This window comes from Bradyrhizobium sp. Unk1 (genome assembly GCF_059512345.1).
Genome location: NZ_JCAMOP010000002.1, coordinates 416,403 through 441,503 on the forward strand (window position 1 = coordinate 416,403; position 25,101 = coordinate 441,503).

Annotated in this window: 22 protein-coding genes and 1 pseudogene; 10 read left to right on the forward strand and 13 right to left on the reverse strand. The window is 65.5% G+C overall.

Annotation, left to right across the window (positions count from 1 at the left end; translation table 11 throughout):
* Positions 1 to 210: 210 nt before the first annotated feature.
* From AC5ZFO_RS03990 to AC5ZFO_RS04000, 3 genes are all read right to left on the reverse strand, one after another.
* A complete protein-coding gene (locus AC5ZFO_RS03990; RefSeq protein WP_282519791.1) occupies positions 211 to 2,121 on the reverse strand; it encodes a propionyl-CoA synthetase in 1,911 nt (636 codons plus the stop codon).
* 331 nt (positions 2,122 to 2,452) lie between these two features.
* Positions 2,453 to 3,838 (reverse strand): tetratricopeptide repeat protein, encoded by a 1,386-nt coding sequence (locus AC5ZFO_RS03995; RefSeq protein ID WP_496121433.1) that lies wholly within the window; start codon positions 3,836 to 3,838, stop codon positions 2,453 to 2,455.
* Between the two features lie 248 nt (positions 3,839 to 4,086).
* Entirely contained in the window at positions 4,087 to 4,851 is a 765-nt protein-coding gene (locus tag AC5ZFO_RS04000) for a tetratricopeptide repeat protein (RefSeq protein WP_496121435.1), read from the reverse strand.
* An 80-nt stretch (positions 4,852 to 4,931) separates the two neighbouring features.
* Here AC5ZFO_RS04000 and AC5ZFO_RS04005 point away from each other — a divergent pair, with 80 nt between their 5' ends.
* A complete protein-coding gene (locus tag AC5ZFO_RS04005) occupies positions 4,932 to 6,509 on the forward strand; it encodes a cation:proton antiporter (protein ID WP_496121437.1) in 1,578 nt (525 codons plus the stop codon).
* A 71-nt stretch (positions 6,510 to 6,580) separates the two neighbouring features.
* Here the strand turns inward: AC5ZFO_RS04005 and AC5ZFO_RS04010 are convergent, their stop codons facing one another.
* The 5 genes from AC5ZFO_RS04010 to AC5ZFO_RS04030 form a co-directional block, all read right to left on the reverse strand.
* Entirely contained in the window at positions 6,581 to 7,387 is an 807-nt protein-coding gene (locus AC5ZFO_RS04010; RefSeq protein ID WP_282519787.1) for an SDR family NAD(P)-dependent oxidoreductase, read from the reverse strand.
* Between the two features lie 93 nt (positions 7,388 to 7,480).
* Positions 7,481 to 7,858, reverse strand: a complete 378-nt coding sequence (locus tag AC5ZFO_RS04015; protein WP_282519786.1) for a DUF1850 domain-containing protein — start codon at positions 7,856 to 7,858, stop codon at positions 7,481 to 7,483.
* A complete protein-coding gene (locus tag AC5ZFO_RS04020) occupies positions 7,855 to 9,963 on the reverse strand; it encodes a TRAP transporter permease (RefSeq protein WP_496121462.1) in 2,109 nt (702 codons plus the stop codon). The genes AC5ZFO_RS04015 and AC5ZFO_RS04020 overlap by 4 nt, the downstream gene beginning before the upstream one ends.
* Positions 9,964 to 10,153: 190 nt before the next feature.
* Positions 10,154 to 11,101, reverse strand: a complete 948-nt coding sequence (locus AC5ZFO_RS04025; protein WP_282519784.1) for a TAXI family TRAP transporter solute-binding subunit — start codon at positions 11,099 to 11,101, stop codon at positions 10,154 to 10,156.
* Positions 11,102 to 11,298: 197 nt separating this feature from the next.
* Complete coding sequence (locus AC5ZFO_RS04030; RefSeq protein WP_282519783.1) at positions 11,299 to 11,778, reverse strand: hypothetical protein; 480 nt, start codon at positions 11,776 to 11,778, stop codon at positions 11,299 to 11,301.
* 197 nt (positions 11,779 to 11,975) lie between these two features.
* Between AC5ZFO_RS04030 and AC5ZFO_RS04035 the strand changes: the two genes are divergently transcribed.
* Complete coding sequence (locus tag AC5ZFO_RS04035; RefSeq protein WP_282519782.1) at positions 11,976 to 12,284, forward strand: hypothetical protein; 309 nt, start codon at positions 11,976 to 11,978, stop codon at positions 12,282 to 12,284.
* Between the two features lie 150 nt (positions 12,285 to 12,434).
* Here AC5ZFO_RS04035 and AC5ZFO_RS04040 read toward each other — a convergent pair whose 3' ends face one another.
* Positions 12,435 to 13,649: a hypothetical protein gene (locus AC5ZFO_RS04040; protein WP_282519781.1), complete on the reverse strand. Its 1,215-nt coding sequence runs from the start codon at positions 13,647 to 13,649 to the stop codon at positions 12,435 to 12,437.
* 56 nt (positions 13,650 to 13,705) lie between these two features.
* Positions 13,706 to 14,332 (reverse strand): NUDIX hydrolase, encoded by a 627-nt coding sequence (locus AC5ZFO_RS04045; protein WP_282519780.1) that lies wholly within the window; start codon positions 14,330 to 14,332, stop codon positions 13,706 to 13,708.
* Between the two features lie 71 nt (positions 14,333 to 14,403).
* Between AC5ZFO_RS04045 and AC5ZFO_RS04050 the strand changes: the two genes are divergently transcribed.
* The 7 genes from AC5ZFO_RS04050 (at position 14,404) to AC5ZFO_RS04080 (ending at position 19,891) form a co-directional block, all read left to right on the forward strand.
* Positions 14,404 to 14,829 (forward strand): PaaI family thioesterase, encoded by a 426-nt coding sequence (locus AC5ZFO_RS04050; protein ID WP_282519779.1) that lies wholly within the window; start codon positions 14,404 to 14,406, stop codon positions 14,827 to 14,829.
* A gap of 306 nt (positions 14,830 to 15,135) precedes the next feature.
* Complete coding sequence (locus AC5ZFO_RS04055; protein ID WP_282519778.1) at positions 15,136 to 16,158, forward strand: aldo/keto reductase; 1,023 nt, start codon at positions 15,136 to 15,138, stop codon at positions 16,156 to 16,158.
* Between the two features lie 12 nt (positions 16,159 to 16,170).
* Positions 16,171 to 17,487 (forward strand): tetratricopeptide repeat protein, encoded by a 1,317-nt coding sequence (locus AC5ZFO_RS04060; protein ID WP_282519777.1) that lies wholly within the window; start codon positions 16,171 to 16,173, stop codon positions 17,485 to 17,487.
* A gap of 202 nt (positions 17,488 to 17,689) precedes the next feature.
* Positions 17,690 to 18,265 (forward strand): hypothetical protein, encoded by a 576-nt coding sequence (locus tag AC5ZFO_RS04065; protein ID WP_282519776.1) that lies wholly within the window; start codon positions 17,690 to 17,692, stop codon positions 18,263 to 18,265.
* A 55-nt stretch (positions 18,266 to 18,320) separates the two neighbouring features.
* A complete protein-coding gene (locus AC5ZFO_RS04070; RefSeq protein WP_282519775.1) occupies positions 18,321 to 18,668 on the forward strand; it encodes a DUF3088 domain-containing protein in 348 nt (115 codons plus the stop codon).
* 193 nt (positions 18,669 to 18,861) lie between these two features.
* Positions 18,862 to 19,437: a cysteine hydrolase family protein gene (locus AC5ZFO_RS04075; RefSeq protein WP_282519774.1), complete on the forward strand. Its 576-nt coding sequence runs from the start codon at positions 18,862 to 18,864 to the stop codon at positions 19,435 to 19,437.
* A gap of 121 nt (positions 19,438 to 19,558) precedes the next feature.
* Positions 19,559 to 19,891, forward strand: coding sequence for a hypothetical protein (locus AC5ZFO_RS04080; protein ID WP_496121442.1), 333 nt, complete (start codon positions 19,559 to 19,561; stop codon positions 19,889 to 19,891).
* Positions 19,892 to 19,922: 31 nt separating this feature from the next.
* Here AC5ZFO_RS04080 and AC5ZFO_RS04085 read toward each other — a convergent pair whose 3' ends face one another.
* The 3 genes from AC5ZFO_RS04085 to AC5ZFO_RS04095 are packed head-to-tail and all read right to left on the reverse strand — an operon-like array spanning position 19,923 to position 22,592.
* On the reverse strand, positions 19,923 to 21,191 hold the full coding sequence (locus tag AC5ZFO_RS04085; protein ID WP_282519772.1) for a flavin monoamine oxidase family protein: 1,269 nt from the start codon (positions 21,189 to 21,191) through the stop codon (positions 19,923 to 19,925).
* Between the two features lie 9 nt (positions 21,192 to 21,200).
* Positions 21,201 to 21,911, reverse strand: a complete 711-nt coding sequence (locus tag AC5ZFO_RS04090) for a RibD family protein (RefSeq protein ID WP_282519771.1) — start codon at positions 21,909 to 21,911, stop codon at positions 21,201 to 21,203.
* 18 nt (positions 21,912 to 21,929) lie between these two features.
* Entirely contained in the window at positions 21,930 to 22,592 is a 663-nt protein-coding gene (locus tag AC5ZFO_RS04095; protein ID WP_282519770.1) for an FABP family protein, read from the reverse strand.
* Positions 22,593 to 22,733: 141 nt separating this feature from the next.
* On the opposite strand from AC5ZFO_RS04095, the pseudogene AC5ZFO_RS04100 reads away from it, so the two are divergent.
* Positions 22,734 to 24,853 (forward strand): annotated as a pseudogene (locus AC5ZFO_RS04100) (hybrid sensor histidine kinase/response regulator).
* Positions 24,854 to 25,101 lie beyond the last annotated feature (248 nt).

Consider the following 25,101-nt stretch of genomic DNA (forward strand, 5'->3'; position numbering starts at 1 on the left):
AGCGCGGAATGAGGAGATTGTAAGTCCCTGGGCGTCGTTCCCCGCTCGCTGTCATTCCCCGCGAAAGCGGGGAATCCAGTACGCCGCGGCGGTCATTGGGTCACGCAACTACCGCCGCGGAGTACTGGATCACCCGCTTTCGCGGGTGATGACAGCAGAGGTTGGGGCGGCAGCGTCGCACCTCATTGGCACGACGGCCCGAGCGTAACCTCACACCCTCCCCTTCAGCGCCTCACCGATCTCGTCCAGCACCTTGGGATCCTCGATCGTGGCCGGCATGGTCCAGGCTTCGCCATCGGCAATCTTCTTGATGGTACCGCGCAGGATCTTGCCGGAACGCGTCTTCGGCAGGCGGCCGACGGTGATGGCGAGCTTGAAGGCGGCGACGGGGCCGAGCCTGTCGCGCACAAGCGCGACGATCTCCTTTTCGATCTCCGCAGGCGGCCGCTTCACGCCGGCCTTGAGCACCAGGAAGCCGCAGGGCACCTCGCCCTTGATCGCGTCCTTGACGCCGAGCACGGCACATTCGGCGACATCCGGATGCGAGGCCAAAATCTCCTCCATGCCGCCGGTGGAGAGCCTGTGGCCGGCGACGTTGATGATGTCGTCGGTGCGGCCCATGACGAAGACATAGCCGTCCTCATCCTTGTAGCCGGCGTCCGAGGTTTTGTAGTAGCCGGGGAATTCAGTGAGGTAGGCGTCCTTGAAGCGCGCGTCCTGATTCCACAACGTCGGCAGGCAACCCGGCGGCATCGGCAGCTTGATGACGATCGAGCCCATGGTGTTGGGGCCGACGGGCTTTGCGGCTTCGTCGACGACGTCGACCTGGTAGCCCGGCATCGGCACCGTCGGCGAGCCATGCTTCACTGGCAGCATACCGAGACCGACCGGGTTGCCGGCGATGCACCAGCCCGTCTCGGTCTGCCACCAATGGTCGATCACCGGCACCTTGAGCTGCTGCTCCGCCCATTCCACCGTCGGCGGATCGGCGCGCTCGCCGGCGAGGAACAGCGTGCGGAATTGCGACAGGTCGTATTGCCGGATGAACTTGCCTTCAGGATCCTCTTTGCGGATCGCGCGGAACGCCGTCGGTGCGGTGAAGAAGGCGACCGCCTTGTGCTCGCTGATGATACGCCAGAACGCGCCGGCATCGGGCGTGCCGATTGGCTTGCCCTCGTACATGATCGACGTCGCGCCATGCAGCAGCGGGCCATAGATGATGTAGCTGTGGCCGACCACCCAGCCGATGTCGGAGCCACACCACCAGACCTCGCCCGGCTTGACGCCATAGAGGTTGAACATCGACCATTTCACCGCGACGAGATGGCCGCCATTGTCGCGCACGACGCCCTTGGGAATCCCGGTCGTGCCTGACGTGTAGAGGATGTAGAGCGGATCGGTGGCCGCGACAGGCACGCAAGCGGCCTTCTTGCCGTCGTTCATCGCCTTGCGGCGAAGGCTCGCCCAATCGTAGTCGCGGCCCGGCGTGAGGTCGCAGATATGCTGGGGACGTTGCAGCACGATGCAGGCCTGCGGCTTCGTGCCCGCAAGCTTGATCGCCTCGTCGAGCAGCGGCTTGTACTGCACGATCCGGCCGGGCTCGATGCCGCAGCTTGCGGAGAGGATGAGCTTCGGCTGTGCGTCGTCGATGCGGGTGGCGAGCTCCTTGGCGGCAAAGCCGCCGAACACGACCGAGTGCACCGCGCCGATGCGCGCGCAGGCGAGCATCGCGACGACGGCCTCCGGCACCATCGGCATATAGAGGATGACGCGATCGCCCTTGGCGACGCCAAAATCCTGCATGATGGCGCCGAGCGCCTGCACCTCACCCAATAGCTCGGCATAGGTGAACTTGGTGACCGAGCCCGTCAGCGGCGAATCATGGATCAGCGCGACCTGGTCAGCGCGGCCGCGTTCGACATGGCGGTCGAGCGCGTTGTAGCAAGTGTTGACGACGCCCCCCATGAACCAGCGACCGTAGACGCCGTGCGAGGCATCGAAGATCGTCTTTGGCGGCTCGATCCAGTCGATCTCCGTGGCCGCCTCGGCCCAGAAGCCCTGGGGATCAGCCAGCGAGCGCGCATGGACCTCGTGATAGAGGCTCGTTCCCTTGACGTTCATGCCCGCGCTCCCGTTCCCTTTTCGCCTGGCCTTGACCTGACCGACAGGACGAGCGTCCCGCCATGACAGGGATCAAGTGCCGGCGTTGTTTGAGAGGTATTTTCCCGGGAACGGGCCGCGGTTCAAGCTGAAAAGGATGGGCCTTTCGGGGGGAGGGAAGAAAGGCCATCGAGGCAAGCTGGAGCCACAGCAAAGGTGAGCCCTCTCCCCCCTTGCGGTGGAGAGCGGGAGAGAGGGGTGGCCACGAACTCAGTCTGGAGTTTGTGGCCCCCCCTCTCCCTAACCCTCCCCCGCAAGGGGGGAGGGAACGCAGTGTGCGCGGAGAGGCGCCTCAACTCTCCATCGCATTCAGCCGCTGCAACCGATCCTGCATGATCTTCTTCAGATCGTAGCCCGGACGGCGGAAGCTGGCATCACGGGTGGCGAGGAAATCGCGCTGGGTCTTGCGCAGGTCGCCGGCCGAACGGCCTTTCGTAACCTTCAACACCCGCTCATAGGTCTCGGCGATCTGGCGATCGAGCACGCCGAGTTGCGGGTCGGCGCAGATCACCTTCTCGACCTCGCGCTTCGCCGTGGCGCAATCGAACGACGGACCGTTGCCGGAATTCGCCGCGAGCGGACGCAGCGGCTCGGCGCCGAACTTCGCGATCTCCGCGATCACAGTGCGGCGGCCATTGGCCGCGTTCTCGTTGCCGGGATCGAGCTTCAGCGCCGTCTCGTAATCGGCTAGCGCCTTCTTGCGCTCGCCCATCTTCTTGTAGAGCACGGCGCGGTTGTTGTAGGTCTGCGCGAAATTCGGATCGATCTTCAGCGCGGATTCGTAGTCGTTGAGCGCCGCGCCAAGCTCGCCCTTGAGCTGGTAGGAATCGCCGCGGTTGGTGAAGAAGTTCGGCCGCGGCGCCAGCCGCAGCGCCTGGTCGTAATCCGCGATCGCCTTGTCGTACTCACCCATCGCGGCCAGTACCAGGCCACGATTGTCGTAATATTCGGGGACCTTCGGATCGAGCCTGATCGCCTCGCCGTCATCGGCGACCGCCTTGTCGAGCTGGCCGAGCTTCTTGTAGGCCGCGCCGCGATTGGTGTAGGCGCGCGGCCGGTTCGGATCGAGCCGCAGCGCCTCGCTGAGATCGCGGATCGCCTTCTCGTTGTCGCCGCCGAGATAATAGTTCACGCCGCGGTCGGACCAGGCCTGCGCATCATCCGGCTTCAGCTTGATCGCCTGATCGTAATCGGCGAGCGCGCGGTCGAGCCGGCGCTGATTGGTGTAGACGACGCCGCGCAGCTCGTAGGCTTCCGCGTCCCGCGGATCGAGTGCGATGGCCTTGCTGAGATCAGCCGCGGCGCGATTGAGATCGCCGCCGGCCTCGCGCAGCAAATCGCCGCGCAGGCGCCATGCCTTTGCATTCCTGCCGTCCAGCGCGATGGCGCGGTCGATATCCCGCAGCGCCTGCGTGAGGCCGCCTGAGGTTCGCGCATTGGCGTCGGCGCGCACCAACAGCGCGGCCGCACGGTCGGAGCTCGAATTGGCGGTTTGGTCGATGATAGCGCCGCACGCCGTGATCAGTTCGGCAGGAACGGTCTTGCTGCCCATCACGCAATCGACGGCAGCAGAGGCCGGGGCGGCGAGGACAAGGCTCATCGCAGTGCAGAGCAGCAAGGCGCGAAGCGGGACTTTGGCAAACGGGAACATTTGCGCGGAAGAACGCGTGCCGCACATCAGGAAGACTCCGTGACATCAGGTTTTCACCATTGTCGCGGCGGGCAAGGATTGGGTTCAATTCGGGCCTGTCAGGGACGCTCGGGAGCATCACTCCCTCGCCCCGCTTGCGGGGAGAGGGTGGGGTGGGGGGGACTCTCCGCGGAGACGGTGACGATGAGGACTCGCGGAGAGTCCCCCTCACCCGGAATTCAAGCTTCGCTCGAATTCCGGCCTCTCCCCGCACGCGGGGAGAGGCGAAGACCGCCTCAATACCCGTCCACCCCGTTGATCCGCTGCAAGCGTTCCTGCATCGCCTTCTTGAGATCGTACCCGGCTCGCCCATAACCGGCATTGCGGCGGGCAATGAATTCGTCCTGCTCGCGCTGAAGCGCCTTGGCTTCCGCAGGACTGCGCGCCTCCCGGATCACGCGGGCATTCGACGCAAAAATCTCCCGATCGAGATCGGCGAGCTCGCGGTTGGCGCAGATGGCCTTCTCGACGGCCCGGGCCGCACTCCTGCAATTGAAGCTGGGCTTGCCGGCCACCGCCATCTGCGCGCCGATCCGCTCGAGCTCGCGCGCCATCGCCTTGTGGTTGGCCTTGGCCTTCTCGTGGTTCGGATCGATCTTCAGCGCGGCGCCAAAATCCTGCACCGCCTTCGGCTTGTCGCCCTTCTTCAGCCAGAGCTCGCCGCGGGCGTTGAAGAGGTCGGCCAGGGTCGGATCGAGCTGAAGGGCGCGGCTGTCGTCGGCGATCGCACGGTCGACCTGGTCATGTCGCGCATAGAGCGCGCCGCGCGCGACCAGCGCCTTGACCAGGTCCGCCTTGGCGGTCTTCTCGTTGTCGATGACGGAAGCGCAGGCGGAGCCGGCCTTGTCCATGTCGTCGGCGGCAGCAGCAGCGAGGCACGGCGCGACGTCGACCTGGACGACGGCGGCGGGCTCACCCCCGGTCGCGGCATGGGCCGCTCCGAGCGAAAGCGCACAGAGCGCCACCGCACCGGACAATCGAATGAGATTTTGAGAACGCATGAAAGTCTTGGCTTTGGTCTTGGCTTGAGCCTTGCCTTGAAGGCGCACTATCCATCATACGGCCGGATTGGTGCTAGCTTGTGGCACAGCCAAAATCGGTTTCGGGGATCAACGTGTCGACATTCGAATGGATCATCGTGCTTCTGCTCGGCGCCGTTGCATTATCGGCGCTGGCGCGGCGGATCAAGGTCCCCTACCCGACCTTTCTCGCCATCGGCGGCGCGCTGATCGCCTTCGTTCCGAACAGCCCGTCCTGGACGCTCGAACCCGACCTCGCCTTGGCACTTTTTGTCGCACCGGTGCTGATGGATGCCGCCTTCGACACCTCGCTGCGCGATCTCCGCAACAACTGGGTTCCGGTCTCGACCCTGGTGGTGGCCGCGGTCGGCCTGACCACGGTCGGCGTGGCCTTCGTCGCGCACCGGCTGATGCCTGACATGCCCTGGGCCGCCGCCATTGCGCTCGGCGCCATCGTGGCACCGCCGGATGCCGCAGCCGCGGTTGCGATCCTGAGCCAGGTGAAGCTGCCCTATCGCATGGTGAAGGTCCTGGAAGGCGAGAGCCTGCTCAACGACGCCAGCGCGCTTCTGATCTATCGCATCGCGGTCGGCGCTGTCGTCATGGAGCATTTGAAATGGAGCGAGGTCGCGCCGACGATTGCACTCGGGCTGGTCGGCAGCGTCCTCGCCGGTCTTTTGGCCGGGCGCATCATCCCGCTGTTCCTGGAACGCGTGAAGGAAGCGCCGAGCGCGATCATCGTGCAGTTCGCCACCACCTTCATGGTCTGGATCGCAGCCGAGCATCTCGGCCTCTCCGGCATCCTCACCATCGTCGTCTACGCCATCACCGTCGCGCGCACGGCGGGGGCGCGCATGCCGGCGCGGCTGCGGGTGCCGTCCTATGCGGTCTGGGAAACCATGGTGTTCGTGCTCAACGTGCTCGCCTTCATGCTGATCGGCATGCAGATGCGGCCGATCTGGACGCGGCTCGACGCGGAGGTGCGCTGGGAATATTGCGTGGCTGCCGCCTGGATCCTGCTCACGGTGGTGCTGGTGCGGCTTGCCTGGATCACGTTCTACCGCACCACGCTGCGCGTCCTGATCGTGAACGGTCTCTATCATCCGAAGGATCCCAAGCAGGTTGCCTCGCCAAAGGGCGGCCTCATCATCTCATGGTGCGGCATGCGCGGTCTCGTCACGCTCGCCACCGCCTTCGCCCTGCCGGAAAACTTCCCCCATCGCGACTTCATCGTCTTCATCGCCTTTGCGGTGGTGCTGGGCTCGCTGGTCATCCAGGGCCTGACGCTGCGGCTGCTGATCCTCGCCTTCGGCCTCAAGGACGACGATCCCGTCGGTATCGAGGTCGCGCGCGCCCGCGCGATCGCCTATCGCGCCGCACTCGATGCGATCGAGGACGATCCGTCGGAGGAAGCGGAAATCCTGCGGCTCGAATACCGCGCCATCCTGATGCAGGCCGACGACGACCCGCACGGCGGCATCGCCAGCGGCGAGTTACCCGCCGATCCCCTGCGCCGCCGCGCCATCGAAGCCGCGCGCAAATCGATCCTCGGCCTTCGCGATACCGAAGTGATCGGCGACGATGCGTTTCACCGGATCGAGGAAGAGCTCGATCGCGCAGAATTGAGCGCGGGCGGATAGGTCCGCAAACGCCGCCGTCGTCCCGGACAAGCGAAGCGCCGATCCGGGACGACAGCGGACTATGAGGCGCCTTAAGCCCCCGCCTTGCACGTGATCCCGCCGTCGACCACCAGCTCGATCCCCGTCACATATTTCGACTCGTCCGACGCCAGGAACAGCGCGGCGTTGGCGACGTCCCAGGCCTCGCCCATGTGCCCCATCGGCACCTGCGCATCGCGGGCGCGCCACATCGCCTCGACGTCGCCCTTGGCGTAGCTGTTCGCAAGACCTGCGGAATGCTCCACCATCGGCGTCTTCATCAGGCCGGGCAGGATTGCGTTCACCCGCACATGGTTCTTCGCGAACTCGATCGCGGTGGAGCGCGTCAGCTGGTTCATCGCCGCTTTGCTGGCGTTGTAGCTGACATAGGAAATCCCGACATGCCGGATCGAGGCGATCGAGGAGATGTTGATGATCGAGCCGCCGCCCTGCTTCACCATCACGGGGACGACGTGCTTCATGGCGAGATAGGCACTCTTGAGGTTGACAGTGAAGACGCGGTCCCAGCTCTCCTCAGTGACCTCGACCACGCTGCCCATCTCGGCGATGCCGACATTGTTGTCGAGCACGTCGATGCGGCCATAGGCCTTCAGGCACGCCGCCACCATCGCCTCGATCTCGCTCGCGCGCGAGACGTCCGCGGTGAACGCCGTCGCCTTGCCGCCCTCACCGGTGATGATCTTCGCAGTCTCCTCGGCTGCAGCACCGTTGCGGTCGACGCAAAACACCTGCGCGCCCTCGCGCGCGAAGGTCACGGCGGTCGCCTTGCCGTTGCCCCAGCCCGGCCCGATCGAGCCGGCGCCCACCACCATCGCAACCTTGCCCTTGAGCCGATCCATCGCGTTTCTCCCGTGTTGTTGTTCTTGTAGCCCGGATGGAGCGCAGCGTAATCCGGGGCGACTGTTCCCGGATTGCGCTTCGCTTCATCCGGGCTACGGATCGTTACAGACTTTCATCGTCGTAACGTTAGCACCAATGGGATGCCCGACAATCTCCGACAACGTCCGGCAGCTTCCATCATGGCATAACCGCCATTCCCCGGCCGCGCCGGAATTGCCGAGCACGACCTCCGGCATCGGCGCGCGCGCGGGCCTCCATCGAAACCAGCCGTCGACCAGTCGCGCCTCGGGCGGCGGCTCCATGCCGGGCCCGGTGCCCTTGACCCGCGCCTGCACCAATTCGAGGCCGGCAGGTGTGACGCGCCAGTCCTCCTGCCAATCGACCTTCGCAATCGAATGCGTCCACACCAGCGTGAAGGCGGAAAGCGCGAGCGCTTTCACGCCACCCGCTGTGGCGAAGCAGAGGCTCACACCGCCTCGATCACTGCCGGCGGACGCTGCCGCCACTGCCACAGCACGAGTGCGGCGGAGAGCGTGAAGCCCGCGGTGTCGCTGAGCGGGAAGTCGCCGAGCAGGCAGAGCGCGGCGCCGAGCGCGAGGACACGTTCGAGCAGCGTCATGCGCGTGAACAGGAAGCCGATCGCGACCATGCCGAACAGGCCGATTGCCACCAGCGCCTTCAGGGCCGCGAGCGCCACCGCGCCGTAGAAGCCGAGCTTTGCCGCCATGGGATCGCCGGCCTGGAGCATCAGCGCCGGCGAATAGACGAAGATGAAGGGGATGACGTAGCCGGCGAGCGCGATGCGCATCGCCTCCCAGCCGATCTTGTCCGGGTTCTCCTTCGCAATCGGCGCTGCCGCGAGTGCTGCGAGTGCCACCGGCGGCGAGAGATCGGCCATGATGCCGTAATAGAACGCGAACATGTGGCTCGCGATCAAGGGCACGCCGAGCTTCGCCAGCGCCGGCGCGGCGAGCGCGGCGGTGATGATGTAGGTCGGGATGGTCGGAATGCCTGTGCCGAGCAGGATCGACAGCAGCATGGTCATGATCAGCGCCAGGAACAGGCTCTTCTCGCCGAGCCCGATCACCCAGCTGCCAAAAATGGTGCCGACGCCGGTCTGCGACATCATGCCGATGATGACGCCGACGATGGCGCAGGCCATCCCGACGGTGATGGCGGACTTGGCGCTTTCGGCCAGCGCGTCGCGGCACTCGCGCAGGGCCTTGAACCCGCCACGGATGAAAGCCGTGATCACGATCAGGCCGACGACGACGCTCGCGACCGGCACGATCTGGAGGCCGTCGCGCGACAGCGCGGCGACGACCAGCGCGAGCCCGATCCAGAAGATGGAGCGGATCACCATCGACGAGGCGCCGGCCGTGATGCTGGCACCGAGGATCAGCGTCACCGTCAGTGCGAGGCCCATGCTGCCGGCATAGAGCGGCGTAAAGCCCTCGAACAGCATGTAGACGAGAGCGGCGAGCGGCAGCACGAGGTACCAGCGCGTCACCAGCGCCTTCCAGGCGCTCGGGATTTCCGAGCGCTTCATGCCGACGAGACCGTGCTTGCCGGCCTCCAGATGCACCATCCAGAATGCGGACGCGAAATAGAGGATGGCGGGGATCGCCGCCGCCTTGACGATTTCCGAGTACTGGACGCCGAGCGTCTCCGCCATGATGAAGGCGACCGCGCCCATCACCGGCGGCATGATCTGGCCGCCCATCGAGGCCGTCGCCTCGACACCGGCGGCAAAGGCGCGGCAATAGCCGAACTTGATCATCAGCGGAATCGTGAACTGGCCGACGGTGACGACGTTGGCGACGCCGGAGCCGGAGATCGTGCCCATCATGCCCGAGGCGAACACCGCGACCTTGGCAGGCCCCCCACGCGTGCGGCCGAACAGGCCGAGCGAGACATCGGTGAACAGCTGGATCATGCCGGCGCGCTCCAGGAACGAGCCAAACAGGATGAACAGGAAGATGTAGGTCGCCGACACGTAGATCGGCACGCCGTAAAAGCCTTCGGTGCCGAACGACAGATGCGTGACGATCTGGTCGAAATCATAGCCGCGATGGTTGAGCGGCGACGGCAGGTATTGCCCGAAGAACCAGTAGACGAGACACGCGCCGCACATCAGCGGCAGCGCCGCGCCCATCAGACGCCGCGTGCCCTCGAAGATCAGCACCGCAAGCAGCGTGCCGACCGCGAGATCGAGCCGCGTCGGATCGCCGTCGCGCGCGATCAAATCGGCGTAGAAGATCCACTGATAGAGGCCGCAGAAGAAGCCGGCGCCACCGATAACCCAGCCGAGCGCACGACCAAAGTCGCTCTTCGCCGTAAAATTGGCGATCAGGCCGAAGGTGAGGAGTACGAGAAAGCCGACATGGACGCCGCGCACCACCTGGCTCGGCAGATAGTTGAAGGCCGCGACATAGAGCTGGAAGGTCGCAAAGGCGATGCCGATCCAGTAGGCGAGTTGGCCCCACCAACCCGGACCAAAACCTTCCGGAAAGCCATGCTCGAAATTGTCGAATTCAACCTTGATGGGCGCTTCGGTGCCCTGTGCTTTTTCCAGTTTCAAATCGCCCCAGTCCACCTGCAAAATTTATAGCATTGGCACGGCTCATCCGAACCGTCATGTCCGGGCTTGTCCCGGGCATCCACGGACTTGCTCGCCTAGCCTTAGAACGTGGATGGCCGGGACATCTACGCGAAGACGCGCTTCGCGCTTTTGCCCGGCCATGACGTCCGATAACGAAAGCTGACTACTTGATCAGCCCTTTTTCCTTGTAATAGCGGATCGCACCGGGGTGCAGCGGAACCGGGCTGCCGGTGGCGGCCGTCTCGAGCTTGATCTCCTTGCCCGCGGCATGGGCGTTCTGCAATTCGGGCAGCGACTCGAAGATCAGCTTGGTCATCTGATAGGCGAGGTCGTCCGACACCGCGGAGCTCGTCACGAGATAGTTGACTACGGCCGCGGTCGGCACGTCCTTGTCCTGGCCGGTATAGGTATTGGCCGGAATGATTGCCGAGATGAAGGGCGGGCCGATCTTGTCGATGGTCTCCTTCGGCACCGACACCACGGTGATCGAGGCCGAGCTCGAGAGATCCTTCAGCGAGGCGACGCCAAGGCCGGCCGATTGAAGCGTCGCGCCGAGCTGGCGGTTCTTCATGAGGTCGACGGATTCGGCGAACGGCAGATATTCGACCTTGCCGAGGTCCTTATAGGTCATACCTGCGGCCGCGAGGATCGCGCGGGAATTGAGCTCGGTGCCCGACTTCGGCGCGCCGACCGACAGGCTCTTGCCCTTGAGGTCTGCGAGCGTCTTGATGCCCGATTCGGCGGTCGCGACAATCTGGATGTAGTTCGGATAGATCGCGCCGATGGTGCGCAGCTTGTCCAGCTTGGACTTGAAGCCGGCTTCCTCGTCGCCCTCCCAGGCGGCCTTGAGCGAGTCACCCAGCGTGAACGCAATTTCACCGCGGCCCTGCTGGAGCAGGATGAGATTCTCGACCGACGCCTTGGTGGCCTGCACCTGCGTCTTCACGTTCGGAATCTTGTCGCCGTAGATCTTTCCGATCGCGACCCCGAGCGGATAGTAGACGCCGGAGGTGCCCCCGGTCAGCACGTTGATGAAGGATTGCGCATGCGCGCAAGGTGCCGACGCCGCCAGGGCAAGAGCCGCGGCCGCGCCGAAAATCGTCCGTTTCATGGTTGTTGTACTCCCCAAACCGGCCGGGAAATTGGCCGGATGGGGGAAGCGGGTCAACCCATCCAAAAGTCACAACAGGACTGCGGTAAACGGCTGACCCGGCTCGACTTTCAGGGAACCCGCGGGTGCGGCGAGGTGGCGCAGTCAGGGTCTGGCGCGTGTCTCGCCGTCGCCGGCAATCGATACTGGCAAGCCCCTTACTGAAAGGTCATGTCCAGGCACTTGGAGATGTCGGAGCCGAGGCCGGAGGAGATGATGATGCAGCCGCGCACCTTCTGCGCGGTGACGTCGGCGGCCCAGACCGAGTAGCCGCCGGGGCCGAAGAACGAGTTGGTGTTCGGCGGTTCGGTCTCGGTCGCGTCGAAATCGTATTTGCCGTCGGTCTCGAAGATGCGCGGCTTCTTGGTACAACCGCCGTCGGTCTGGACGTTGATGACTTCCTTGTTGTCGCGGGTCAGCGCGAGCGAGACCTGGCAGCGGAAATATTCCGAGGTCTTGGTATTGAACAGGTAAGTGTAGGACTTGCAGGTCGCGGTGTTCAGCTTGCCCGGGGCGAGGCCACGGCTGCACGAAATCCGCTGGTTGTGGCTGAGCTGGTAGTCATCCGCCCGGGCGTCGGGCGCCAGCGCCGTCACCAACAGCGCGGCGGCTGAGCAGGCTTTCACGACATGGTTCATCCGAATCATCCCCCTACCAATATTTTTGTCGAATTGCGTTCTAGACTGAAAGCGGAACATAGTCGTGCGGGGACCAAGGGAAAATCACAAACTGCTGGGCAGGACGTGATGCGCTGCGGCGCTTTCGCAAATTGACCTGTAAACGCCGTTCGTGATTTGTTCAAGACGGCAACCCCAACGATGGGGAGGATGGGACGATGGCATTTTCAACGAAGACATTTGCACTTGCACTCACAGCAGCGCTCGGCGCGTTCAGCGCACCCGCATTGGCGCAGACCGCGGCAACGCCCTGGGAGCTCAAGCCCGACACCGGCTATGCCTATGACAAGGAAGGCAAGACCTTCTCCTACAAGATGGGCACCAGCAACGCCGGTGAACTCCTGAAGGGCGCCAAGAAGGTGCCGAAAGGCACGCTGTTCTTCATCGGCCACAACGGCCAGCTCTACATGCGCAGCGGCCCGTATCTCGAAGGCGACGGCAAGTTCAAGTTCGGGTCGGATCAGTAGGGGCGACGACGCCGCCACACACTCGGTCATCACCCGCGAAAGCGGGTGATCCAGTATTCCAGAGGCCGTCGTGATTCAATCCAGAGGCTGCGGCGTACTGGATGCCCCGGTCAAGCCGGGGCATGACAGCGGAGGATGTGGCAGCGAGGACTAAAACGCCCCCGCCAGCTCCCGTGCGCCGGCATTGTTGCTGTTACTGTCCATCCGCGTGTCCGTCACCGCCAGCAGCTTGGCCACCGTGTTGTGTCGGATCGCGACCGGGTTGCGCTCGTAGCCGCCGCGCTGGAAGAAGTTCGAGGTCGGCACCTGCTCGCGCATCGCCTGCGGCATCGTCACCATGTCGAGACCGGTGCCGTCGCCGGTGAGGTTCATCATCTCGAGCTCGGCGGCGGTGAGCGGCCGGGTGTAGCCCTTGGCGCGCGCGAACAGCACCGAAGTCAAAAGCTTATGGGTTTGCAGCATCGGGCCGATATCGATGTCCAGCACCATGGCATGCATGGCCCAGCCCTGCGCGGTGTTGCCGATCTTCTCGTGCTCCGACCAGGTGTCGGGCACCGACTTCGCCTGCGCCACCATCTTCTTCAGAACGGCAAGCTTGTGCTCGAGTGGCTGGCGCGTCGGCCCGGACGTCCGCGCCACCTTGTCGGAAAGCGCACGGATGAGTTCATGCCCCTGCTCGGCCAGCAGCTCGACGCTGTTGGTGGTCAGGAGCTGGTTGTAGCCCATCGCGGTCGAGATCGCGCGCTTGCCGCCATGCTCAATACCCGCCTGCACGTCGTAATTGCCGGTGCCGCCGGTCTCGAACGAATAGACCCGCACCGCCTGCTCGCGCGTCACCCCGGAGGCGAGCGCGTAGCGAGCATAGGCGCGCTTGAACTCGACCTCGCTGGACGGCCGCTGCGGCGTGAACTGATAGAGCTCCCGCGCCGCCTGCAGGAGATCGGCGACCACCGGTATCGGCTTTCTGGTCGGACGATCCGGCGTTTCCTCCGGCTCCGGATTCACCGGCCGCTTCGGCCCATTATAGAGCGGCGGATGCTCCAGCACGTAATCATCAAGCATCACCTGCTGTCCGCTGCGCCGCTTGGCGTTGCGGCCTTTCCGCTTCTCGGAGATCTGGCTCCAATAGGCACCCGCCTCCTCGTCGAAGGCCGCGCGCGCCGCCTGATATTCCTGCAGCTTGCGGCGATATTCGAGCACGGCCGGCGACGCCCCACCCTGCGCAAAGAACTGCGACAAGAGCTGGGCCTTGGCATCGCGGACGGCCGGCGGCAGCGCGTCGGCCTCGCCGCCTCGCGCAACGGGCGCGAGCAGGACGAGCGCGAATGGAACCAGCGCGAGATGTTTTCGAATCGAATGATGCATGCTGCCCTCTTAGCAGGCATCCGGTAACCGTCACGTTAACGCGCCGTTTACCATCGTCACTTCCAGGCGAACACCGGCTGTTCCAGCTCGGTGACGCGGGTGTGACGCCCCGCCAGCACCTCGCGGAACTGGTAGATCAGCGCCGCGGTCGGCGCGTGAATCAGGCTCGTCTCGTGATGGAAGCGGATCACGCGGCGGGAGCTTTCGGGAATCGCGATGAAGTCGAACGCGTCTTCGCGCTCGATCATGGCGAGCGCGATGCGGTGGACCGAGGCGACCTCATCCGGGTTCGGCCGGATCGCGGCACTGTCGGCCGTCCAGACCACCACGGGCGTGATCAGATAGCCGGAGCGGGTCGGATAATCGTCGAGCGTGCCGAGCACCTCCGCGTGCGAGAGGCGGAGGCCAAGCTCCTCATCAAGCTCGCGCAGCGCCGCTTCGACCGGGGTCTCGCCGGCATCGCAGCGACCGCCCGGCAAGGCCCATTGGCCGCGATGGGCGCGCAGGTGTGACGCGCGCAGCGTGAGCAGGAATGCGGTGTCATCGCCGTCACTCGTCGCGGTCAGCGCGACCGCCACCGCGGCGCGCTTCAATACGGCCGGCGCATCGTCCTCCGGCAGCCGCGTGAAGGCCGCGCAGGCAGCCGCGATATTCCGCCGTGTGGCATCGTCGAACGGTCTCATGATGCTTGACTACACCACGTCCGGCCCCGATGAAATGAGATCGCAAGGCCCGCGCAGCAATGGACGACCACATGACCAACAAGGCCGCCGCAAGGCTCAAATCGGACGGCTGGAGCATCCTGGAGACCACGGGCTTCATGCACCTGATCGGCCCGTTGTGGGAGCGCAAGGTCGACGGCCATTACGAATTCGCGCTCGCCACCGAGGACAAGCACCACAATCGCCGCGGCATGGTCCAGGGCGGCGTGATGATGACGTTCGCGGACCGCACCTGCGGCATGACCGCCCGCTACGTTTCCGGCAAGGAGTTCATGGCGACGGTGCAGCTCGACACCCATTTCGTCGAGGCCGGCCAGATCGGCTACATCCTGATCTCCCGTCCGCGCGTGGTGCGCTCGACGCGCAGCCTCATCTTCATGAGCACGGAAGTGACGGTGGATGGCCGCTGCATCGTGATGGCGAATGGCGTGTTCAAGATCATGAAGGGGCCGGCATAGGCGTGCGGTCATACTGCCGCCGTTGCTAGCCACACCCACCACTGGGTCGCCCGGCTTGACCGGGCGACCCAGTACGCCGCAGCCTCTCGGCTCAATCACAGCCGTCTCTGGGATACTGGATCGCCCGCCTTCGCGGGCGATGACAGCTGAGAGTGCGGCAAGCGCCCTCCCCAACCTCGTCATTGCGAGCGAAGCGAAGCAATCCAGTATCTCACCGCGGACGCATCTCTGGATTGCTTCGCTGCGCTCGCAATGACGGCGGTAGCTAGCTATGCTGCTCTCCATCAAAATATCGAGGACCCGCCCATGCAATACCGCCAGCTCGGCCGCACCGGCCTGAAAGTCTCGCCGATCTGTCTGGGCACCATGATGTTCGGCGGGCCGACCGATGAAGCCGCATCAAATCGGATCATCGCCAAGGCGCATGAGGCCGGGATCAATTTCATCGACACGGCGGATGCCTATTCGAAGGGCGCATCCGAGGAGGTCGTCGGCCGCGCCATCGGCAACAACCGTCACGCCTGGGTGCTCGCCACGAAACTCGCCAACCCCATGAACACTGGTATGGGCGACGATCCCAACCGTGTCGGCCTGTCGCGGCGCTGGGTGTTGCAGGCCGCCGACGAGAGCCTGAAGCGGCTCGGCACCGACCACATCGACATCTACTATCTGCACAAGGAAGACCATGCGACACCGCTGGAGGAGACGGTGCGCGCGATGGGCGATCTGATCCGGGCCGGCAAGGTGCGCTATTTCGGCGTCTCGAACTACCGCGCCTGGCGCGTCGCCGAGATCTGCAACATCTGCGACCGGCTCGGCATCGACCGTCCCGCGGTGAGCCAGCCTTATTACAACGCGATGAACCGCATGCCGGAGGTCGAGCATTTTCCGGCCTGCTCCTACTACGGCCTCGGCATCGTGCCCTACAGCCCGCTGGCGCGCGGCGTGCTCACCGGCAAGTACAAGCCCGACGCAGCGCCGGACAAGGAGACACGCGCCGGCCGCAACGACACCCGCATGATGCAGACGGAATGGCGGCCGGAATCGCTCCAGCTCGCGCAGGAGATCAAGACCCACGCCGAGAAGAAAGGCATCACCGCCGGCCAGTTCGCGGTCGCCTGGGTGCTGAACTCCGCCTTCGTCAGCTCGATCGTCGCAGGCCCCCGCACCGAGGAGCAGTGGGACGGCTACATCGGCGCGCTCGACTACCGCTTCACTGGGGATGACGAGGCGCTGATCGACAGGCTGGTCGTGCCGGGCCATCCCTCGACGCCGGGCTACAACGACCCCGCCTATCCGATCGAGGGACGCCGCGCGCGGACAGCTTGAGAGCTGAAGACGATGACGGCGCACGAAGACCGCTACGGCCTGCCGCTCTCCACCTCTTCCGATGAGGCGGCAAGCGCCTATCGCGAAGGCGTCGATCTCATGCTGGCCGGCTGGACCGGCACGGCGGAGGCGCTGGAACGCGCGATTGCGGCCGATCCGGATTTCGCGCTGCCCCATATCGCCCGCGCCCGCGTGCATGCCTTCTATCAGCAGGGCGACCTCGCGCGGCAGAAGGCGGCAGTGGCACGCGAACGCGTCGCCAAGCGCGGCACGGAGCGCGAGCGCTCGCATGTCGAGACGCTGGCGCTTGCGATCGAGGGACGGCTGCCCGAAGCCATCGCATCGACGCTGAAACACGTCGACGCATGGCCGCGCGACGCCGTGGTGCTGTCGCTGCCGCTCGGCGCGTTCGGTCTCTTTGCGTTCTCCGGCATGCCCGATCACGACCGCGCCCGGCACGAGCTGTGCGAGCGCGTCGCGCAGCATTATGGCGAGGACTGGTGGTTTCTCACCATGTCCGGCTGGGCGATGACGGAGAATGGCGACGTCGCGCGCGGCCGCGGCGTCACCGAACGTGGTTTTGACCTGCGCCGTCAGAACGCCCACGCCGCGCACGCCGTGCTGCATGCGATGTTCGAGGACGGCTCGATCGAGGCGGCTGACCGTCTCGTCGACGAATGGATCCCCTCCTACGACCGCACCGGCATCCTGCACGGCCATATTCGCTGGCATCAGGCGCTCGGCGCGCTCGAACACGGCGATGCCGCCCGCGCGCTTGCGATCTATGCCGACGTGCTTCAGCCCTCCGCCACGCAGGCGCCGCCGCTCAACGTCATCACCGACAGCGCCTCGCTGCTCTGGCGCCTGTCGGCTTACGGCCACGCCGTGCCGGAGGCACTCTGGCTCGAGGCCGACGCAACCGCGCAAAAACTGTTTCCGAAATCGAGCCTGCCCTTTGCCGACGTCCACATGGCGCTGTTCGCTGCGGCGACGCAGAACCAGGGAGCGCTGGCCGCGCGCCTTGCGGCGATCGAGCAGCGGCTCGGCGACGGCAAGCTGCCGGCCGGTCCCGTGGTGCCGGCGATCTGCCGTGCGCTCGCGGCCTTTGCCCGCGAGGATTACACCTCATGCGTGCGAACGCTCGCGCCCGTCCTCGGCGAGGTCGTTCGCATCGGCGGCAGCCATGCCCAGCGCGAACTGATCGAGGATACCTACATCGTCGCGCTCATGCGCAGCGGCGAGCTGCCCCGCGCCCGCGCGCTGCTCGACGCCCGCCTGCACCGCCGGCCCTCCCTTCGCGACGCGCGCTGGCAGGCGGCGACGGGCTAGCTCTGCCACGAAAAAAACATCGGTCTGGCAGCAAGTGGCCTGCTAGGACGGGATGGGGCGATCGGGTGAATCGCCGATGGGTGGTGCGGTGGTATTCCAGTCGGGTTTAGCTGAACAAACGGGTTCGCAACCAATTTGTGGTTCGCTCGTTGTTGAGCGGAACTTTCCCGCCGCCGTGGCCCCCTGGCATACGAGCCTGATGATGCGCCTCCGCCGACCGGTCCTCGCCGCGGCCCTCGCGATTCTCGCAAGCCCTTGTTTTGCCGAGTCTTCCGCGCCCATCCCCATCAACAACCCGCCGGCGCAAAACGCCTTCATCGACCTGCTGGCGCTGATGTCGGGCCACTGCAAGACGCTGAAGGTCGCGGGGCGCACCTTCGCGTGCAAGACGGTGGCTTACGCCCATGGCGACAAGGGCCGGGTCAATTTCGCGGTCGCCGTCGACGATCCCTCCGACGCCAACCACGTCGTGTCGTTCTCCGGCGAGAACGGCCAGCGCGCGGACGACAATTCCTACGAGCTGCGAATCGACCGCATGCTGCTCAATTCCAAGGACCGCCCCAAGGTCGACGGCCTGCCGGTGCCGGCCGAGCAGACCTCGACCGGCGTCTGCCGCCAGACCGGCAATTTCGCCGCAAGGAAGGTCACGGACGTCACCTGCACGGCGACCGACAGCGAGGGCCGCCGATACGAGCTGCTGTTCGTCTCCGACGGCAAGCCGGTGAGCGTGCGCCGCATCCGGCAATCGTCGCCGTCGATCCAGGACCCGTTCAAGTAACGGCATCGCCCGCTGCTGCCGGCATGTATGATCGCGCCATGCTTTGGAGCGATTCATGACGCGCGACCGCCTGTTTCTGCTGCGCCCTGGTTTCGAGGACCCCGCCTTTCCGGGTCAGCGCTTCTATTGCTGGCATTGCGCGCTGATCGAGGGCGTGCTCGCCTCGTTTCCGCAGGTCGCCGAACAGCTCGACGTCGAGCGCATCGCATGGCCGCGCCCAAGGCTGCCGGTGATCGCGCTGGTCGGCGAGGAGAACCAGTCGCTGCCGCTGCTCGTGCTGGCCGACGGGACGACGTCGCCGCACCAGACCGGCAGCCACCAGGGCCGCGCCTTCATCGCGGACAAGGACGCAATCCTCGCCGCGCTCTCCGAACGCCACGGGTTTCCCGATCCGCATCCGTGAAAGAAGATCTCGTAGCCCGGATGGAGCGAAGCGTAATCCGGGGCCCCGAATTCGGTGCCAGACCTTCCCGGATTACGCTTCGCTCCATCCGGGCTACGGACCTTCGTCGCGAAACGAGGGAAGATTGGCATTGTGCGCTATCTCGATCGCCTCGCATAGTTCAGGTCGCAAGCAAGCCTGAAAGCCGCATCCCATGACCAGTCCCCTCCCCGCCCTCATCGTCGTCGACGTCCAGCGCGCGTTCGACGAATGGGAGGCGGCGGGCAAGCGGCGCAACAATCCGGATGCGGTGGCGCGCATCGCCGATCTGCTCGCCGCATTCAGGAAGCGCGGCGCGCCGATCTTCCACATCCGCCACGAGGGCACCAAGCCGACCTCGTCGTTCCTGCCGCAAAACTCCGGCTACGCGGTCAAGGACGAGGCGCGCGAAGCGCCGGGCGAGGCGGTAATCGTCAAGCGCGTCAACAGCGCCTTCATCGGCACCGATCTCGAGACGCGCCTGCGCGCAGGCAACATCACGACGCTGGTGATCTGCGGCGCCACCACCAATCATTGCGTCGAGACGACGACGCGGATGGCCGGCAATCTCGGTTTCGACGCGGGCCTCGTGCGCGATGCGACCTGGACCTTCGACCGGATCGGACCGGATGGCGACAAGCATTCGGCCGAAGAGATTCATGCGATGACGCTGTCGAATCTCAACGGCGAATTCGCGCGCATCGTCGCCGCCGCCGACGTGATCGCTTCGCTCGAAGCGATGCGACAATAGATCGCGCCACATCATTCACACGTCGATCGGGACTCCGTCTGCGTCGTTTCGACGCCCGGACTGGCCGGAACGCACCGGACAGCCATCTGTTGTCACACGACTTCTCAACTGGAGTGATGACATGAAGTATCTCTTTGTCGCGATGGCCGTGGGTGCTGCGGCGCTCGCCGGCGGATCCACGGCCAACGCGGCGGGCAAGGCCAGCGTGAAGCAGAACGCGCAAGCCGGCCAGTCCACCGACATCAGCGCACAGCACAGGCACCACCACCATGGCCATCGCCATCACCAATGGCGTCATCACAACCACGGCTACTATCGCCCGCACTACCGGAGCTACGACCGGAGCTACGGCTATTACCCGCGGCACCACGGCTATTACGGCGGCGGACCGTACGGCTACTATGGTGGCGGAGGTCCCGGCGTGACGTTCAGCTTCGGCGGCGGCCGCTGGTGAGAGATCAGGCCCGCCTTGTGCGGGCCTTTTTTCATCCCCGCAAAATCATCTCCGCCGTCTCCAGCCCGCTCGCCAGCGCCGCCTCGACCGTCCCCATGTCGCGGCCGCGATAGAGCGCTTCGCCTGAGAACAGCACCGGGCCGTCGGCGCGCGCCAGGATCGCCTGGGCCTCGCGCGTCCGCGGCGTCGCCCAGGAATAGGCGCCGCGCGCGAAGGGATCGTGCAGCCAGTTGGTCGCCGCAGCCGCCACGAGATCGCGCGCGATGTCGGCCCGCGACACGCCGAAGATCGCCGCAAGCGAAACGACCCCGGCATCGATCAGCCCTTGCCGATCGAGCTTCGCAAGCTCGGCCGTTCGCGGCCCGCCGAACCAGCCGGTGAGCACGGGATGCTGGTCCGGATGCCGCGTCCACCACACCGGGATCGACTGGTCCGACAGCAGGAAGGTCATGTCCGCAAGGTCTTCGCTTCGCTCGCGCCACCACGGCCGCGCGAACCGCAGCAGGATTTTTATCACGCTGCCGAAGCCGATATCGTCAGCTGCCGCAGCCTTCGCGCGTGCGGGCTCCGGAAGCGCGATCTCGCGCAGCAACGGCAGCGGCACGGTGAGGACCGCGCGATCGCAGCCATGCACGTCGCCGCCGGCACAGCGGACGGCCAGCGCGCCGCCCGTCTCCTCGATCGCTGACACCGCGCAGCCGAAGCGAAACGTCACGCCAAGCCCGCGGCACGCGCTCGCCAGAAAATCGATCAGCGCGCCGTAGCCGCCGACGATGCGCGCCTGGGTGTGATGCCCGCCGTCCATCCATTCCTCGCGCAGCGCCAGCGTCGAGGCGCGCTCGGGGTCGGCGGCGTCATAGCCCTCGACCATGCGCTCGATCGAATAGCGCAGCTGAACATACTCGGGCTCGGCGAAATGACGGCGCAGGAAATCGGCAACCGTGAGATCATCCGTCAATGCCCCCAGCGCGGCTTGAAGCTCTGCCTCGTGCGGATCGTGACGATGTTCGCGCGAGAGCCTCGTGCCGTCAAAGCTCCACTGGGTGCCTTCGATCTCCTGCAGCGACAGTCCCGCCTCGCGCACAAGCTTGCGCGTGACCGGCGCCTCGCCATGCACGAATTCGGCGCCGCCATCGGCGGGGTAGCCGAACTCCGACGCCGGCAGTGGATGGACGCGTCCGCCGCAGCGTTCGCGCGCCTCCAGGATCGTGACCGTCCTGCCCGCACGTGCCAGCTCGCGCGCCGCCATCAGCCCGGCCGCGCCGGCACCGACGATGACGATGTGCTCCAATTGTCCCATGCCGATGCCTTACCTGGGCATCGCTTGCGGGTCGTTCTTGATCAGATAGCGCAGCAGCAGAACGCCACCGCCGAGGTCGCGCGTGCTCTCCAGCGTCATCGCGGCGAGCGGCGCGCGCTTGTCGCTGTCCGCGTCCGTCGAATCGAACACGAAGGGTGCGCCCCTGGCGCCATCGATCGCGGGGCTGAGGATCAGGTTGAATTCGTCGATGAGGCCGGCGCGCAGGAAGGCGCCATTGGCAACGCCGCCGCCCTCCACCAGCAGGCGCTTCACCCCGAGCTCCCGATTGAGGATGTCCAGCGTCAGCGCCAGGTCGATCTCGGACTTGCCGGCGAAGATGTAGGACACACCCTCGCCGCGGAGCCCCGCCAGATGCGAATCCGGCACGCCCTCGGTCAGCACCACCACGATCGGGTCACCGCCGATGTCGGACCGGCCCCAGCCGATCTTGCCCTGCGCATCGAGCACGACGCCGTAGGTTTTCGCATCGCGCCGCGCGAACCAGCTTTGGCGGGGAAATGTCTCGCCCGCCGTTTCGGGATAGGGCTTGCCCTTGGCGAACTCCGAGCCGGTGACGCGGCCGATCACCCAGGCGTCGCCGCCGAGCTCGTCATGGATCTTCTCGAACCAGTCTGTGCTCGCCCCCTTCGGCCGCCAGCGGCTGGGATGCGTGCGGCCGTCCAGGCTGGAGTGCATCAGGCAAATGACGTAGGGCTTCATGCAATTCTCCGGTCCGCTTCAGGCGCCTGATCCATCGCGCCCGGCGCGATCCTTCACGATCACCGCCAGTGGATTGAGCTTGGGCGGCGCGACGAGCTTGAGCGTGTTGCTGTCGTGATGATTGAACGGCGCGCCGCGCACGAACAACTCGGTCTGGATCAGATAGCTCCAGCTTCCGTCATCGTTGAAGGTGATGTCGCAGCGATAGGAGTCGGTGCGGAAGGCCTGTTCCAGGAAATCGGTCGAGCAGATTCCGTAAGCGGTATCGCCGCGCTTCGCCGTGACCGATATCTTCCTGTCATCCGGCCCGGCCTTGCCCGAGGCGAGCAGGACCTGTCCGCGCGGGATCGCGAGCGTCTGCATGATCAGCCCGGTCGCGGGCTCCCACAGCCAGTAGCCGACCTGGTCGTGGAAGGTGATGTCTTCCTCGGGCGTGTTGATGTGGATGTGATAGCGCAGCCCGTAAAACAGCTGCGGCCCGTTGGCCTGCGGATCGATCGGGTCCATGCGGATGTGCTCGATGAAGGTCCGCCGCTCCGGCCCCTCCGCCTTCGGATTGATGTCGATGCCCTTGTCCGCCTGCCAGCTCCCTGCGAGCCGGCGGAGCGGACCGAGATTGGCAAGGCCGTCGGGCGAGACGTCCTCTTGTTCGGTGAAGATGTCGGCGGGAATGGGGAGCATGGGAACCTCGCATCGTTGCGGGGAACAGCAATAGCACAAGGGCTGCGGGAATCGACTGGAACGGAACCAGAGCGTGCGCCGGGTGTTATGTGAGCTTGAGTACGAGCCCTGGAAATCGGGCTCGAATGGGCAAGGACGCCCATGTCACGCGTAGCGGGGGATCCGGTGCTGTCTGAGAGAGCTGCTCGGCAGTCAACTGATCTGGACTTCCTCGCTGACGGCGGCGGGCTGGGCGCCATGATGAGCGCCCGCGACTGGTCGGATTCGCCGCTCGGTAATCCCCGCGATTGGTCTCAGGCGCTGAAAACGACGGTCAGCATGCTGCTGGCCGCGCAAGCCCAGATCGTCCTGTTCTGGGGGCCTGACTTCGTCGCGCTCTACAATGACGCCTACGCCCCGGGCATCGGCGTCAATCACCCCCGCGCCCTCGGTCGCCCCGCGATCGAAAACTGGGGCGAGCTGTGGGACGATCTCGAACCGCTGCTATCAGGCGTGCGCCGAACCAGAAAGACGTTCGCCGCCAAGGATCGTCCGTTCTACGTCGAGCGCCACGGCTACGGCGAAACCAGCTACTGGGATGTCTCCTACTCGGCCGTGCGGGACGATGACGGCTCGGCCGGCGGAGTGCTCTGCATCGTGTCCGAGACGACGGAGCGCGTGCTGGGCGAGACGCGGCTGCGGGCGAGCGAAGCGCGATACAGGGAGCTGACCACGACCCTCGAGCAGCGCGTCGCCGAACGAACCGCCGAGCGTCATTTGCTGGCGACGATCGTGGAAACCACCGACGGACAGATCCAGGCGCTCGATCTCGATTATCGCTGGCTGGCGATCAACACGTCCTGCGCCGATGCCTATCAGCGCATCTACGGCAAGCGGCCGCAGATCGGCGCTTCCCTGCACGAATTCCTGGCCGACCGGCCCGAGCATCTCGCTGCGGCAACCGCGATCTGGAGCCGGGCGCTGGCCGGCGAAGCCTTCACCAACATCGATGAGTTCGGCGATCCCCGGTTCGACCGCCGCGTCTACGAGATGAAGTTCGAGGCGCTACGCGCTCCTGACGGCACGCGGATCGGCGCGTTCCTGACCGGGGTCGACGTGACGGATCGCCTGGAGGAGCAGGCGCGGCTCGCGCAGGCCGAGGAGGCGCTCCGCCAGGCCCAGAAGATGGAGGCCATGGGCCAGCTCACGGGCGGCGTCGCGCACGACTTCAACAATCTGCTCACGCCGATCGTCGGCCTGCTCGACCTGTTTCAGCGCAAGGGCATCGGCGGCGAGCGCGAGCATCGCCTCATTGCCGGCGCAGCACAGGCGGCCGAGCGCGCCAAGACGCTGGTTCAACGCCTGCTTGCTTTCGCGCGCCGGCAACCGCTTCAGGCCATTCCCGTCAGCATCGGTCTCCTCGTTGCCGAGATGGGCGACCTGATCTCGAGCACGACCGGACCGCAGATCCAGGTGACGGTGGACACGCCGGAAGACCTTCCTGCGGCCATGGCCGATCCCAACCAGATCGAGATGGCGATCCTGAACCTCAGCGTGAACGCCAGGGATGCCATGCCCGACGGCGGCAAGTTGCGCATCTCGGCGAAGGCCCGGACGGTCGGAGACTCTCACAATTCCGAGTTGGCACCGGGCACCTATGTCTGCATCTCCGTCGCCGACACCGGCATCGGCATGGACGAGTTCACGCTGGCCCACGCCGTCGAACCGTTCTTCTCGACCAAGGGCGTCGGGCGAGGCACCGGTCTTGGCCTCTCGATGGTCCACGGCCTCGCGTCACAGCTCGGCGGCGCGCTGACGATCAGGAGCGCCATGGGCGCGGGAACGACGGTCGAGCTGTGGCTGCCGGTCAGCCACGCCGTCGCGGGCGCGATCGATGCCGTCCCGCAATCAAAACTGCGGCCACAGCCCGTCGGCACCGCACTGCTGGTGGATGACGAACCGCTGGTGCGCATGAGCACCGCCGAGATGCTGGGCGAGCTCGGCTACAACGTCGTTGAAGCCGTCTCGGCGGAGGATGCACTTCAGCGCGTCAGGGAAGGCCTGCGGCCGAACCTGCTCGTCACCGACCATTTGATGCCCGGCATGAGCGGAACAGACCTCGGCCTCGCGCTGCGCAATCAATATCCCGAGCTCCAGATCCTCGTCGTGTCGGGCTACGCCAACAACGAAGGCATCACGCCGGACTGTCGCGGCTGACGAAGCCGTTCCGAAGCGATGAGCTGGCGGCGAGTTTGGCCGGCTTGGCGAAGGCGGGGCGATAGCGACGCAAGCAGGCGAGCAGCTCGCATGAGCGAAAGCGACATGCCGGTGCGATGATGTGTATCGGCGATCACGCCGTGATTATCGATGCGCGGGCGACTGTACCCAGTCCGATCGGAGGAGGCTGCCGAGCGGACGAACCTCCTCAACCCCAGCCGCGTCTACTTCAACGCCAGACTCTGGGCGTGAACTGAGAAGACCGAGGTGGAGGCCCGCCGGTTCACGCTGGCGGGCTCACTACGTTCTGAGA